General features: G+C 60.6%; 12 protein-coding genes. 3 read left to right on the forward strand and 9 right to left on the reverse strand.

All coding sequences use genetic code 11. The features are described 5' to 3' along the window. The 9 genes from bamA to rpsB form a co-directional block, all read right to left on the reverse strand. Positions 1-995 (reverse strand): outer membrane protein assembly factor BamA (gene bamA / locus BLO97_RS28995; RefSeq protein ID WP_092349564.1); only part of this gene is annotated, 995 nt, incomplete at its 3' end. Between the two features lie 74 nt (positions 996-1,069). Next, complete coding sequence (rseP, locus tag BLO97_RS29000) at positions 1,070-2,422, reverse strand: RIP metalloprotease RseP (protein WP_092144065.1); 1,353 nt, start codon at positions 2,420-2,422, stop codon at positions 1,070-1,072. Positions 2,423-2,474: 52 nt separating this feature from the next. Further along, a complete protein-coding gene (gene ispC, locus BLO97_RS29005; protein WP_092349567.1) occupies positions 2,475-3,665 on the reverse strand; it encodes a 1-deoxy-D-xylulose-5-phosphate reductoisomerase in 1,191 nt (396 codons plus the stop codon). After that, positions 3,662-4,468, reverse strand: coding sequence for a phosphatidate cytidylyltransferase (locus BLO97_RS29010; protein ID WP_063322763.1), 807 nt, complete (start codon positions 4,466-4,468; stop codon positions 3,662-3,664). Before BLO97_RS29010 ends, ispC begins: the two co-directional genes overlap by 4 nt. Then, positions 4,468-5,223 (reverse strand): polyprenyl diphosphate synthase, encoded by a 756-nt coding sequence (uppS, locus tag BLO97_RS29015; RefSeq protein WP_092349570.1) that lies wholly within the window; start codon positions 5,221-5,223, stop codon positions 4,468-4,470. The genes BLO97_RS29010 and uppS overlap by 1 nt, the downstream gene beginning before the upstream one ends. A gap of 13 nt (positions 5,224-5,236) precedes the next feature. Beyond that, on the reverse strand, positions 5,237-5,794 hold the full coding sequence (gene frr / locus BLO97_RS29020) for a ribosome recycling factor (RefSeq protein ID WP_063322765.1): 558 nt from the start codon (positions 5,792-5,794) through the stop codon (positions 5,237-5,239). Next, positions 5,791-6,534, reverse strand: coding sequence for a UMP kinase (gene pyrH, locus BLO97_RS29025; protein ID WP_003198235.1), 744 nt, complete (start codon positions 6,532-6,534; stop codon positions 5,791-5,793). Before pyrH ends, frr begins: the two co-directional genes overlap by 4 nt. Before the next feature lie 213 nt (positions 6,535-6,747). Further along, positions 6,748-7,614, reverse strand: a complete 867-nt coding sequence (tsf, locus tag BLO97_RS29030) for a translation elongation factor Ts (protein ID WP_092144062.1) — start codon at positions 7,612-7,614, stop codon at positions 6,748-6,750. Positions 7,615-7,808: 194 nt separating this feature from the next. Then, positions 7,809-8,546, reverse strand: a complete 738-nt coding sequence (rpsB, locus tag BLO97_RS29035) for a 30S ribosomal protein S2 (protein WP_003198231.1) — start codon at positions 8,544-8,546, stop codon at positions 7,809-7,811. 447 nt (positions 8,547-8,993) lie between these two features. On the opposite strand from rpsB, the gene map reads away from it, so the two are divergent. Genes map through dapC form a run of 3 tightly spaced genes read left to right on the forward strand, consistent with a single transcriptional unit; the run spans position 8,994 to position 13,781 of the window. Then, a complete protein-coding gene (map, locus tag BLO97_RS29040; RefSeq protein WP_057448350.1) occupies positions 8,994-9,776 on the forward strand; it encodes a type I methionyl aminopeptidase in 783 nt (260 codons plus the stop codon). Between the two features lie 42 nt (positions 9,777-9,818). Beyond that, positions 9,819-12,521 carry a [protein-PII] uridylyltransferase gene (locus BLO97_RS29045; RefSeq protein ID WP_092349573.1) on the forward strand — a complete coding sequence of 901 codons (2,703 nt, stop codon included), beginning with the start codon at positions 9,819-9,821 and terminating at the stop codon, positions 12,519-12,521. Between the two features lie 60 nt (positions 12,522-12,581). Then, positions 12,582-13,781 carry a succinyldiaminopimelate transaminase gene (dapC, locus tag BLO97_RS29050; RefSeq protein WP_092349576.1) on the forward strand — a complete coding sequence of 400 codons (1,200 nt, stop codon included), beginning with the start codon at positions 12,582-12,584 and terminating at the stop codon, positions 13,779-13,781. The last annotated feature ends 78 nt before the right edge of the window (positions 13,782-13,859 follow it).

The following is a 13,859-nucleotide window of genomic DNA, read 5'->3' on the forward strand; positions in this document are numbered from 1 at the left end:
TGGTCTTCATCATGCGGCTGTGGCACGCCGTTGACGTTGGCGAAGGTGTAACCCTCGTTACCCAGGCGGCGGGTGATCAGCTCGGAGGTGGTGGTCATCAGCTTGCGCGAGAACACCTGGCCCTTCTGCACCAGCAGCAACGACTTGACCTGGTCTTCAGGCACTTTCAGGTCGCCGCTGAGCTTGACGTCACGAACGGTGTATTTCTCGCCTTCGTTGACGTTGACGGTAATGTAGACGTGCTTCTTGTCCGGGGTGATGGACACCTGGGTCGAGGCGATGTCCATGTTGATGTAGCCGCGGTCCAGGTAGTAGGAACGCAGGCGCTCCAGGTCACCGGAGAGTTTTTCACGGGCGTACTTGTCGTCGTTCTTGAAGAACGACAGCCAGTTGGTGGTCTTGAGTTCGAACAGGTCGATCAGGTCTTCGTCAGGGAAAACCGTGTTGCCCACCACGTTGATGTGCTGGATGGCTGCCACGGTGCCTTCGTTGATATTGACCTTCAGGCCGACGCGGTTGCGCGGTTGCGGCACCACTTCGGTGTCGACGGTGGCCGAGTAGCGACCCTGGGCAACGTACTGGCGTTGCAGTTCGTTGCGTACACCTTCGAGGGTGGCACGCTGGAAGATCTCGCCTTCGGCCAGGCCGGATTGCTTGAGGCCTTTCATCAGGTCTTCAGTGGAGATCGCCTTGTTGCCTTCGATCTCGATACTGGCGACCGACGGGCGCTCGACAACGGTGATGACCAGGACATTGCCGTCACGGCCCAGTTGGATATCTTGAAAGAAGCCGGTCTTGAACAGCGCACGCGTGGATTCCACCAGGCGCCGATCATCCGCCTGCTCGCCGACGTTCAACGGCAAGGCACCAAAGACGCTACCCGCGGAGACCCGCTGGAGGCCATTGACGCGAATATCAGAGATAGTGAAGGACTCGGCGTGAACTTCGGCGATCATCAGTACGGTGAGAACCGCAGTTAGCAGCAGACGTTTCATGAAGTCCTTTCTTATTCCAACTGGCAATAAACAAACTGCCGCAAAATGCGGCAGATTCGCAATTCAGCGAAGCGTTACAGACGACCCAGATCGTTGACGAGGGCAAGCAACATGACCCCGACCACCAAGCTGATACCGATCTGTATCCCCCAACCTTGCACCCGATCCGACAAGGGACGACCACGCGCCCACTCGATCAGATAAAACAGCAGATGCCCCCCATCCAGTACCGGGATGGGCAGCAAATTCAGAACCCCCAGGCTAATGCTCAGATAAGCAAGGAAATTCAGGAAATCAGCGACGCCCGACTGGGCAGAAGCGCCCGCCACTTTAGCAATGGTTATCGGTCCACTCAAGTTTTTTACCGAGAGCTCGCCGAACAACATTTTCTTGAGCGAGTCCAGCGTCAGGACGCTCATGGTCCAGGTACGACGCGCACCCTCGCCAATCGCCGCCACCGGGCCGAAACTGACCTCGCGAATCATTTCCGGTGGCCAGTCGACCGCCTTGACGCCCGCCCCCAGGTAACCGCTCGGTGCCTTGCTCTCGCCACGGGCGGCCAGGGTCACCGGGACATCGATTGGAGCACCGTCGCGCTCGATGCGCAGCACAATTTTGGTATCAGGACGTACACGAACCGAATCGACCACCTGTTGCCAGTCGCTGACCGGCTGGCCGTCGAGGGCCAGCAACCGATCGCCGGTCTTCAGGCCAGCAGCCTGGGCCGGGCCTTTCGGATCGAGTTCGGCGAGTATCGGTGGCATCGCCGGACGCCATGGCCGGATCCCCAGGGACCGGATCGGATCGGGCTCGTCGGCGCCCTTGAGCCAGTTGTCCAAGGTCAGTTCGCGAGGCGAATCCACCGTGGAGCCCTGCTCACGCACCATCAATTGCAACGAACCGCTCTCACCCAGGCGACGCACCAGTTGCAGATTGACCGCCGCCCAGCCCGAGGTCGGCTCGCCGTCGATAGCGACGATTTCCTGCCCGACGCCCAACCCGGCACGGGCGGCAACGCTACCCGACTCCACCGCACCGATGACCGGACGCACCTGCTCGCTGCCCAGCATGGCCAGGCCCCAGAAAAACACCATGGCCAGCAGGAAGTTGGCGATCGGCCCCGCGGCGACGATGGCAATACGCTGACGGACGGTCTTGCGATTGAAGGATTGATCGAGCTGGTCTGCCGGGACTTCACCTTCTCGCTCATCGAGCATCTTGACGTAGCCGCCCAGCGGGATGGCCGCCACGACGAACTCGGTGCCTTTCTTGTCGTGCCAGCGCAGCAAGGGCATGCCAAAGCCCACGGAAAAACGCAGGACCTTGACGCCACAGCGCCGCGCGACCCAGAAATGACCGAATTCGTGAAATGTGACCAACACCCCCAAGGCAACCAGGGTGCCGACAATCATATAGAGCGCGCTCATCTGTTTTCTCCGCAATCCTGTCCAGGGCAACCCTGGCTAACGTATCGCAGCTTCAACGCCCGTGGCGCTGCAGCCATTGGCCCGCCAATTCACGAGCCCTGGCATCCGCCGTAAATACCGTGTCGAGGTCATCGACCGAAACCACGGCCTCGAGACTCAAGACTTCCTCGATGATACTCGCGATCTCGAGGTAACGGACACGTCCATCGAGAAACGCTGCAACCGCCACTTCATTGGCGGCATTAAGCATGGCCGGCGCGCTGCCACCCGCCTCGGCCGCCTGGCGCGCCAGGCGCAGGCAGGGGAAACGCTGCTCATCGGGCGCCTGGAAATCCAGGCGAGCGATGGCGAACAGGTCCAGCGGCGCAACACCCGAATCGATACGCTCCGGCCAGGCCAGGGCATTGGCGATCGGGGTGCGCATGTCCGGATTGCCCAACTGGGCCAGCACCGAACCATCGACATAGTCCACCAGGGAATGAATCACGCTCTGGGGATGAATCACCACCTCGACCTGGGACGGCTTGGCATCGAACAGCCAGCAGGCCTCGATCAGCTCCAACCCCTTGTTCATCATGCTGGCCGAATCCACGGAAATCTTGCGCCCCATGGACCAGTTCGGGTGGGCACAGGCCTGCTCGGGTGAAACATGCACCAATTCTTCCAGCGGCGTCTGCCGGAACGGGCCACCGGAGGCTGTCAGCAAAATCCGCCGGACACCCACCGCGCCGAGGCCACGGGAAAAATCCTGCGGCATGCATTGAAAAATCGCATTGTGCTCGCTGTCGATAGGCAGCAACACCGAACCGCTTTTGCGCACAGCCTGCATGAACAGCGCGCCGGACATCACCAGCGCTTCTTTATTGGCCAGCAGGATCTTCTTGCCTGCTTCCACCGCCGCCAGCGTCGGACGCAAGCCCGCCGCACCGACGATTGCCGCCATCACGGCGTCGACTTCCGGGTCGGAAGCCACTTGGCAGAGCCCTTCCTCCCCCACCAGCACGCGAGTTTGCAGGCCGGCTGCGCGCAGATCGTCCTGCAGCGCCCGCGCCACAGCGGCCTCAGGCACCACGGCAAACCGCGGCGTGTGGCGTATGCACAAGGCCAGCAATTCACTCATGCGCGTGAAACCACTGAGGGCGAACACCTGGTAACGCTGCGGGTGCCGGCCGATGACGTCAAGCGTACTCAGGCCGATCGAACCGGTCGCACCGAGGACAGTGATCTGCTGGGGGCGACTCACGACGCCGCCATCCACAACAGCACGGCAAAGATCGGAATCGCGGCGGTAAGACTGTCGATGCGATCCAGCACGCCACCGTGACCGGGCAGCAGGTTACTGCTGTCCTTGATTCCCGACTGACGCTTGAACATGCTTTCGGTCAGGTCGCCGACCACAGACACAAATACGATCAAGGCGGCCCCCATAAGGCCCATCAGCAGCTGCGCGACCGTCCAGTCCCGCACGAAGCCGACCACAGTGGTGATCACCAGGCTCAAGGCCAGGCCACCATAGACCCCTTCCCAGCTCTTGCCAGGACTGACCTTCGGCGCCAGCTTGCGCTTGCCGAAGGCCTTGCCGGAAAAATAGGCGCCGACGTCGGCACCCCAGACCAACACCATCACGGCCATGATCTGCCAGTTGCCCAGCGGGTCTTGCTTGATCCAGATCAGCCCTTGCCAGGCCGGCAGCAGAATCAACAGGCCGATCACCAGCTTGGTCGCCGCATTGGCCCAATGATGGGTAGTCTGCGGGTAGGTCAGGACCAGGAAGGTCGCTGTCGCCCACCACAGCACCGCGGCACCCAACACCCAAGGCGCGAGCCCGGGCATCACGTACATGATGAACAGCATGGCCGCCACGGCCGCTGCGTAGGCCACGCGCGCCGACTGCGCAGGAAAACCCGCCAGCCGCGCCCATTCCCACGCCCCCAGGGTCACGACCAGCCCGATGAACAGCGCAAAACTGGCGCCTTCGAGCAGGAAGAAACCGCCCAGGGCGATGGGCAACAGGATCAAGGCAGTGATGATTCGTTGTTTGAGCATTAAACCCGGGCTCCAGCTTCGATCTGCTCGCTCGTTTTACCGAAGCGACGCTGACGGGAAGCGAAATCGGCCAGTGCGGTGCGCATGGCTTCGTGTTTGAAGTCCGGCCAGAACAGGTCGGAGAAGTACAACTCGGCATACGCCAACTGCCAGAGCAGGAAGTTGCTGATGCGATGCTCGCCACCGGTACGGATGCACAGGTCCGGCAACGGCAGGTCGCCGGTCGCCAGGCAGGTCTGCAACAGTTCCGGCGTGATGTCTTCCGGGCGCAGGTGCCCGGCCTGGACTTCCCGCGCCAGCCGCTGGGCAGCCTGGGCAATGTCCCACTGTCCACCATAGTTGGCGGCAATCTGCAGGACAAACCGATCGGCGCCCGCAGTCGCTGCCTCGGCTTCGCGCATCGCAGCCTGCAATTCAGGATGGAAGCGCGAGCGATCACCGATGATCCGCAGGCTGATCTTGTTATCGTTGAGGCGCTTGGCCTCACGACGCAGGGCCTTGAGGAACAGGTCCATCAAGGCACTGACTTCATCGGCCGGACGCTGCCAGTTCTCACTGGAGAAGGCGAACAGGGTCAGCACCTCGACCCCTGCCTCGGCGCACACCTCGATGACCGCACGCACCGCATCGACACCCGCCTTGTGCCCGGCGACGCCAGGCATAAAGCGTTTCTTGGCCCAGCGGTTATTGCCGTCCATGATGATCGCCACGTGGCGCGGCACCGCGAACGGCACGGCCTGCTTGGTCTTTTCCATGAAAACGAGACCCTTATACGGCCATCAGGTCTTTTTCTTTCTGCGCCAAATCCGCGTCGATCTTAGCCACGTACTTCTTGGTCAGGTCGTCGATCTCGCCAGTGGCACGACGCTCTTCGTCTTCGCTGATTTCCTTTTCCTTGACCAGGTCCTTGAGCTGGCTGTTGGCATCACGACGGATGTTGCGCACGGCAACACGGGCGTCTTCAGCCACGTCACGGGCCTGTTTGGTGAAGCCCTTGCGGGTCTCTTCGGTCAGGGCCGGCATGGAGATCAGCAGCAGCTCACCCAGGTTGGTCGGGTTCAGGTTCAGACCGGCACTGCCGATGGCCTTGTCGACCGCGGCCAGCATGTTGCGCTCAAAGGCCACGACCTGCAGGGTACGCGCATCCTTGACTGTGATGTTGGCCACTTGCTTGATCGGGGTATCGGAGCCGTAGTACGGCACCATCACGCCCTCAAGGATGCTCGGGTGCGCCTGGCCGGTGCGGATGCGACCGAAGTTGTGCGCCAGGGACTCCAGGGATTTCTGCATGCGCTGTTCAGCGTCTTTCTTGATTTCGTTGATCATTGTTGAACTTCCTCGATCAGTGTTCCTTCGGCGCCGCCATGGACGATATTCAGCAGGGCACCGGGCTTGTTCATGTTAAAGACACGCAGCGGCATCTTGTGGTCGCGGCAGAGACAGATAGCCGTCAGATCCATTACCCCCAGCTTGCGATCCAGCACTTCATCGTAGGTCAGATGATCGAACTTCTCGGCATGCGGGTCCTTGAACGGGTCAGCGGTATAGACGCCATCGACCTTGGTTGCCTTGAGCACGACATCGGCATCGATCTCGATCGCTCGCAGGCAGGCGGCCGAATCCGTGGTGAAGAACGGATTACCGGTACCGGCGGCAAAAATCACCACTTCCTTGGAGTTGAGGTGGCGCATGGCTTTGCGGCGGTCGTAGTGATCGGTTACGCCAACCATGGAAATGGCCGACATCACGATGGCCGAGATATTGGCACGCTCCAGCGCGTCACGCATAGCCAGGGCGTTCATCACAGTAGCCAGCATGCCCATGTGGTCGCCCGTGACCCGGTCCATGCCGGCCGCGCTCAGCGCCGCGCCGCGAAACAGGTTGCCGCCGCCGATGACCAGACCGACCTGAACGCCGATCCCGACCAGTTGGCCGACTTCCAGGGCCATGCGATCCAGCACTTTCGGATCGATCCCGAACTCTTCCGAGCCCATCAGGGCCTCGCCGCTAAGCTTGAGTAGAATGCGTTTATAGCGAGCCTGATAACCACTGCCCTGCTGAGCCATTGCGAATCTCTCCTGCGGCGTATTTTCGAAAATTCTTTGCAGGCTGTTTGCAGCCTGCGTCTACTCTAGTCTGACGCTGACACAGCGCCATCGGAACACGGCTTTGTAAGCCAGTTCCGACAGGAAACCAATAAAAATCGGCATCCCCATCCAAAAAGAGGCTGCGCGCGTTAAGCGGGCAGCCTCTTCAGGGCGACAGTTGTAAAAACCGTCTTATTGCTTGCTGGCAGCAGCTACCTGGGCAGCAACTTCTTCAGCGAAGTTGTCGACCGGCTTCTCGATGCCGTCGCCCACTTTGAAGTAGGTGAACGAAACGATTTCAGCACCGGCTTTCTTCGCCAGGTCGCCGACCTTGACTTCCGGGTTCTTGACGAAAGCCTGCTCAACCAGGCTGGCTTCGGCCAGGAACTTGGAGATACGGCCGCTGACCATTTTTTCTGCGATTTCAGCAGGCTTGCCTTTCAGCTTTTCTTCGTTCAGCTGTAGGAAAACGCCCTTCTCGCGCTCGATCGCTTCAGCCGAAACGTCCGAAGGCAGCAGGAACTCAGGGTTGGTTGCAGCAACGTGCATGGCGATGTCTTTCGCCAGCTCGGTATCGCCGCCCTTCAGGACAACCGCAACACCGATCTTGTTGCCGTGCAGGTAGGTACCGACCACGTCACCTTCAACACGAACCAGACGGCGGATGTTGACGTTTTCGCCGGTCTTGCCAACCAGGACCAGGCGCGCTTCTTCCTGAGCTTCGATCAGCGGAGCTGCGTCGGTCAGTTTGTCAGCGAAGGCTTTTTCGACGCTGGCAGCGACGAATGCCTTGAAGTCATCCTGCAGGGCCAGGAAGTCGGTCTGGGAGTTAACTTCCAGCAGAACGGCAGCCTTGCCGTCGTCCTTGATGGCGATGGCGCCTTCAGCGGCAACGTTGCCCGCTTTCTTGGCAGCCTTGATGGCGCCCGAAGCACGCATGTCATCAATGGCTTTTTCGATGTCGCCGCCAGCCTTGGTCAAGGCTTTCTTGCAGTCCATCATGCCTTCGCCGGTACGCTCGCGCAGTTCTTTGACCAACGCTGCAGTAATCTCTGCCATTTCAAAATCCTCTTGGATAGGTTTTCAACCATTCCACCCGATCGAACGGGCGATCAATTCTTCCTGGAAAACCACTGCTTATAGGCCACGGCAGGTTACAAACAGATCACTGCGCTGGCGGCAAATGGTTTTCGAGGTGGCAAAAAGGGGGCCAAGCCCCCTTTTTGCTTACTGAGTCAACGCCAGGGCGTCAATTACTCAGCGGCTGCTGCCGGAGCTTCTTCAGCGAAGACTTCGGTGCCGCCATTCACGTTGTTGCGACCACGGATAACAGCGTCAGCCATCGAACCCATGTACAGCTGGATGGCGCGGATGGCGTCATCGTTGCCTGGGATGATGTAGTCAACGCCTTCCGGGCTGCTGTTGGTATCGACAACGCCGATGACCGGGATACCCAGCTTGTTGGCTTCGGTGATCGCGATGCGCTCGTGGTCAACGTCGATCACGAACAGCGCGTCAGGCAGACCGCCCATGTCCTTGATACCGCCCAGGGAGCGGTCCAGCTTCTCAAGATCACGAGTGCGCATCAGCGCTTCTTTCTTGGTCAGCTTGGCGAAAGTACCGTCTTCGGACTGGACTTCAAGGTCACGCAGACGCTTGATGGAAGCGCGAATGGTCTTGAAGTTGGTCAGCATGCCGCCCAACCAGCGGTGATCGACGTACGGCGAACCGCAACGTGCTGCTTCTTCAGCAACGATCTTGCCAGCGGAACGCTTGGTGCCGACGAACAGAATCTTGTTTTTGCCCTGGGCCAGGCGCTCTACGAAGGTCAGTGCTTCGTTGAACATCGGCAGGGTTTTTTCAAGGTTGATGATGTGGATCTTGTTACGCGCGCCGAAAATGTACTTGCCCATTTTCGGGTTCCAGTAACGGGTCTGGTGACCGAAGTGCACACCGGCCTTCAGCATATCGCGCATGTTGACTTGGGACATGATAGTTCCTTGATAAGTCGGGTTTGGCCTCCACGTATCCCAATGACCAACCAGCGGCTATATAAGCCAAAGGCACCCAGGTCATCGTGTCGACACGTGTGTGGATTTAAGCTTGCGGGGTCATCCCCGGAAAGCGGCGCATTTTATACCACAGCAAGGGCGAAAACGGAACATGGAATCTGAAAACCTCTTGTGGCGAGGGGATTTATCCCCGCTGGGACGCGTAGCGGCCCCATACCAGGCGATTCAATCGACTTGATACACCATGCTGCCTGATTTGGGGCTGCTGCGCAGCCCAACGGGGATAAATCCCCTCACCACAGAGTTCCAGCCTGGAGAGCTCATTGTACTGATCGTCTGTTAGAATCGCGTTTTCAGGGCCGCCCGGATCCCCATCCGCCGCCCATTTCGTTTTGAACAGCGCCGTCGGGCGCAGAGAGAGCCTGTATGACCGTTACCCTCAAGACTCCCGAGGACATCGCCAAAATGCGTGTCGCCGGCAAACTCGCCGCCGATGTGCTGGAGATGATCGCCGACTACGTCAAGCCTGGCGTGACCACCGAAGAGCTGGACCGCATCTGCCATGACTACATCGTCAACGAGCAGAAAGCCATCCCGGCCCCGCTCAACTACAAAGGCTTCCCGAAGTCGATCTGCACCTCGATCAACCACGTGGTCTGCCACGGCATCCCCAACGAAAAACCGTTGAAGGATGGCGACACCCTGAACATCGACGTCACCGTCATCAAGGACGGCTTTCACGGCGACACCAGCCGCATGTTCCATGTCGGCAACGTGCCGGAGTGGGCCGAGCGCCTGTCCAAGGTCACCCAGGAATGCATGTACATGGCCATCGAACTGGTGAAGCCGGGCTGCCGCCTGGGGGACATCGGCGAAGTGATCCAGAAGCACGCGCAGAAAAACGGCTTCTCGGTGGTACGCGAATTCTGCGGCCATGGCATCGGCAAGGTGTTCCACGAAGAACCGCAGATCCTGCACTACGGCCGTGCCGGCACCGGCATGGAACTGCAGGCGGGCATGACCTTCACCATCGAGCCGATGATCAACCAGGGACGCGCCGATACCAAGGTGCTGGGCGACGGCTGGACTGCCATCACCAAGGATCGCAAGCTGTCGGCCCAGTGGGAACACACCTTGCTGGTCACCGAGACCGGATACGAGATCTTTACCCTGCGCAGCGATGACACCATCCCTCGCGTTTCCGCCTGATCCGAACCCAGCCTATAGATAGATAGAAAGGAAAGTCATTCAATGCCGCAGGTGGATCCCGAACTCTTCGACCGCGGCCAGTTCCAGGCTGAACTGGCCCTGAAGGCAAGCCCCATCGCGGCGTTCAAGAAGGCGATCCGCCAGGCCCACGAAGTGCTCGACCAGCGCTTTCGCAACGGCCGGGACATTCGGCGGCTGATCGAGGACCGTGCCTGGTTCGTCGATAACATCCTGCAAAAAGCCTGGGAACAGTTCAACTGGAGCGAGGATGCCGACATCGCCCTGGTGGCGGTCGGCGGCTACGGGCGCGGCGAGCTGCACCCCTACTCCGACATCGACCTGCTGATTTTGCTGGACAGCGCCGACCATGAGGTTTTCCGCGATTCCATCGAGCGGTTCCTGACACTGCTGTGGGACATCGGCCTGGAGGTCGGCCAGAGCGTGCGCTCGGTGCAGGAATGCGCCGAGGAGGCCCGCGCCGACCTGACGGTGATCACCAACCTGATGGAAAGCCGCACCATCGCCGGCCCCGAGCGCCTGCGCCAGCGCATGCTCGACGTCACCAGCACGGCGCACATGTGGCCGAGCAAGGACTTTTTCCTGGCCAAGCGCGCCGAGCAGAAGGCCCGCCACCACAAGTACAACGACACCGAATACAACCTGGAGCCCAACGTCAAGGGCTCGCCCGGCGGGCTGCGGGACATCCAGACGATCCTATGGGTCGCCCGGCGCCAGTACGGCACGCTGAACCTGCGCGCCCTGGCCGGTGAAGGTTTCCTGGTGGAAAGCGAAAACGCCTTGCTGGCCTCGTCCCAGGAATTCCTGTGGAAGGTCCGCTACGCCCTGCACATGCTGGCCGGGCGCGCCGAAGATCGCCTGCTGTTCGACCATCAGCGCTCCATCGCCAGCCTGTTGGGTTTCGAAGGGCAGGATGCCAAGCAATCCATCGAAAACTTCATGCAGCAGTACTACCGCGTGGTGATGAGCATCGCCCAACTCAGCGAACTGATCATCCAGCACTTCGAGGAAGTCATCCTCGCCCCCGAAGACGAAGAACCGCCGCAGCCGATCAATTCACGTTTCCAACTGCACGACGGCTACATCGAGGCGCGCAACGCCAATGTATTCCGTCGCACGCCGTTCGCCATGCTGGAAATCTTCGTGCTCATGGCCCAGCAACCGGAAATCAAGGGTGTACGCGCCGACACCATTCGCTTGCTGCGGGAAAACCGTCACCTGATCGATGAAGATTTCCGTCACGACATCCGCAACACCAGCCTGTTCATCGAGTTGTTCAAGTGCAAGATCGGCGTGCATCGCAACCTGCGGCGCATGAACCGCTACGGGATTCTCGGGCGTTATCTGCCGGAGTTCGGTTTCATCGTTGGGCAAATGCAGCACGACCTGTTCCACATCTATACGGTCGATGCCCACACCCTGAACCTGATCAAGCACCTGCGTAAGCTCCAGTACACCCAGGTGTCGGAGAAATTCCCGCTGGCCAGCAAGCTCATGGCCAAGTTGCCCAAGCCCGAACTGATCTACATGGCAGGGCTGTATCACGACATCGGCAAGGGTCGTCAAGGCGATCACTCCGAGATTGGCGCGGTGGATGCCGAGGCTTTCTGCCAGCGCCATCAACTGCCGCTGTGGGACAGCCGACTGATCGTCTGGCTGGTGCAGAACCACCTGATGATGTCCACCACCGCCCAGCGCAAGGATTTGTCCGACCCGCAGGTGATCCACGACTTCGCCCAGATCGTCGGCGATGAAACGCGCCTGGACTATCTCTACGTGCTGACTGTGGCCGACATCAACGCCACCAACCCAAGCCTGTGGAACTCCTGGCGCGCCAGCCTGTTGCGCCAGCTCTACACCGAGACCAAGCGCGCCTTGCGCCGCGGCCTGGAAAACCCCGTGGATCGCGAAGAGCAGATCCGTCGCACCCAAAGCGCAGCCCTGGACATCCTGGTGCGCGGTGGCACCGACCCGGACGACGTCGAGCAGCTCTGGTCGCAATTGGGCGATGACTACTTCCTGCGCCATACCGCCGGCGACGTGGCCTGGCACAGCGATGCGATCCTGCAGCAACCGGCCGATGGCGGGCCGCTGGTGCTGATCAAGGAAACCACCCAGCGCGAGTTCGAGGGCGGCACGCAGATCTTCATCTACGCCCCGGACCAGCACGACTTCTTCGCCGTGACCGTGGCAGCGATGGACCAGCTCAACCTCAACATCCATGACGCCCGGGTCATTACCTCGAGCAGCCAGTTCACCCTCGACACCTACATCGTGCTCGACACCGACGGCGACTCGATTGGCGACAACCCGGCGCGGGTCAAGCAGATTCGCGATGGCCTGACCGAAGCCCTGCGCAACCCGGCGGACTACCCGACCATCATCCAGCGCCGGGTGCCGCGCCAGCTCAAGCATTTTGCGTTTGCCCCACAGGTGACGATCCACAACGACGCCCAGCGCCAGGTCACCGTCCTGGAACTCAGCGCCCCGGACCGCCCGGGCCTGCTGGCGCGAATCGGCCATATTTTCCTGGAGTTCGACCTGTCGCTGCAAAACGCGAAGATCGCCACCCTCGGCGAACGGGTGGAAGACGTCTTCTTCATCACCGACGCACATAACCAGCCGCTGTCCGATCCGCAGCTGTGCAGCCGCTTGCAGGAAGCGATCGTGCAGCATTTGAGCGTCAACCAGGAACCCGATGCTCACATGACACGAATCAGCATCTGAACGAACAAATTCCCCCTGTGGGAGCGGGCTTGCTCGCTCCCACATTGAACGAGGCCCTTGATGAACAACGCTTTGAACCAGTTGCAGCCCTACCCGTTCGAAAAGCTCCGCGCCTTGCTTGGCAGCGTCACGCCCAGCCCGGACAAGCGCCCGATCGCCCTGTCCATCGGCGAACCCAAGCATCGCTCGCCCAGCTTCGTGGCTGAAGCCCTGGCCAGCAATCTGGAAAAAATGGCCGTGTACCCGACCACCCTCGGCATCCCGGAATTGCGTGAGGCCATCACTGGTTGGTGCGAGCGTCGCTTCAACGTGCCGAACGGCTGGCTAGACCCGGCGCGCCACGTGCTGCCGGTCAATGGCACCCGTGAAGCCTTGTTCGCCTTCACCCAGACCGTGGTCAACCGTGGCGACGATGCCCTGGTGGTCAGCCCAAACCCGTTCTACCAGATCTACGAAGGCGCGGCGTTCCTGGCCGGGGCCAAGCCGCACTACCTGCCGTGCCTGGACGAAAACGGCTTCAATCCGGATTTCGATGCCGTCTCACCCGACATCTGGAAGCGCTGCCAGATCCTGTTCCTGTGCTCCCCTGGCAACCCGACCGGCGCGCTGATCCCGGTGGACGTGCTGAAAAAACTCATCGCCCTGGCTGACGAACATGACTTTGTCATCGCGGCGGACGAGTGCTACAGCGAACTGTACTTCGACGAACAGACCCCGCCGCCGGGGCTGCTCAGCGCCTGCGTCGAACTCGGTCGCAAGGATTTCAAGCGCTGCGTGGTGTTCCACAGCCTGTCCAAACGCTCCAACCTGCCAGGCTTGCGCTCCGGTTTCGTCGCTGGCGACGCGGACATCCTCAAGGGTTTCCTGCTGTACCGCACATACCACGGCTGCGCCATGCCGGTTCAGACCCAACTGGCGAGCATCGCGGCGTGGAACGATGAAGTCCATGTACGGGCCAACCGTGCGCTGTACCGGGAAAAATTCGACGCCGTGCTGGAAATCCTCAGCCCGGTGCTGGACGTGCAACGTCCCGATGGCAGTTTCTACCTGTGGCCAAACGTGGCCGGCGATGATGCAGCGTTCTGCCGCGACCTGTTCGAACAGGAACACGTGACCGTGGTGCCGGGTTCCTACCTGTCCCGCGAAGTGGATGGCGTCAACCCGGGTGCCGGGCGCGTGCGCATGGCCCTGGTCGCGCCGCTAGCTGAATGCGTGGAAGCGGCGGAGCGGATTCGCGCGTTTATCCAGCGTCGGGGTTGATGGCTGTATCGGACTGAAGTGGACCGCTGTTGTGGCGAGGGAGCTTGCTCCCGCTGGGCTGCGCAGCGGCCCCAACAG

The organism is Pseudomonas sp. NFACC05-1 (assembly GCF_900100135.1).
GTDB classification, from domain to species: domain Bacteria; phylum Pseudomonadota; class Gammaproteobacteria; order Pseudomonadales; family Pseudomonadaceae; genus Aquipseudomonas; species Aquipseudomonas fluorescens_Q.

Excerpts from the sequence above, each read along its gene's own strand:
- tsf (WP_092144062.1), bottom strand. The coding sequence starts at position 7,614 with ATGGCAGAGATTACTGCAGCGTTGGTCAAAGAACTGCGCGAGCGTACC.
- dapC (WP_092349576.1), top strand. The coding sequence starts at position 12,582 with ATGAACAACGCTTTGAACCAGTTGCAGCCCTACCCGTTCGAAAAGCTC.
- frr (WP_063322765.1), bottom strand. The coding sequence starts at position 5,794 with ATGATCAACGAAATCAAGAAAGACGCTGAACAGCGCATGCAGAAATCC.
- rseP (WP_092144065.1), bottom strand. The coding sequence starts at position 2,422 with ATGAGCGCGCTCTATATGATTGTCGGCACCCTGGTTGCCTTGGGGGTG.
- map (WP_057448350.1), top strand. The coding sequence starts at position 8,994 with ATGACCGTTACCCTCAAGACTCCCGAGGACATCGCCAAAATGCGTGTC.
- BLO97_RS29010 (WP_063322763.1), bottom strand. The coding sequence starts at position 4,468 with ATGCTCAAACAACGAATCATCACTGCCTTGATCCTGTTGCCCATCGCC.
- BLO97_RS29045 (WP_092349573.1), top strand. The coding sequence starts at position 9,819 with ATGCCGCAGGTGGATCCCGAACTCTTCGACCGCGGCCAGTTCCAGGCT.
- uppS (WP_092349570.1), bottom strand. The coding sequence starts at position 5,223 with ATGGAAAAGACCAAGCAGGCCGTGCCGTTCGCGGTGCCGCGCCACGTG.
- rpsB (WP_003198231.1), bottom strand. The coding sequence starts at position 8,546 with ATGTCCCAAGTCAACATGCGCGATATGCTGAAGGCCGGTGTGCACTTC.
- pyrH (WP_003198235.1), bottom strand. The coding sequence starts at position 6,534 with ATGGCTCAGCAGGGCAGTGGTTATCAGGCTCGCTATAAACGCATTCTA.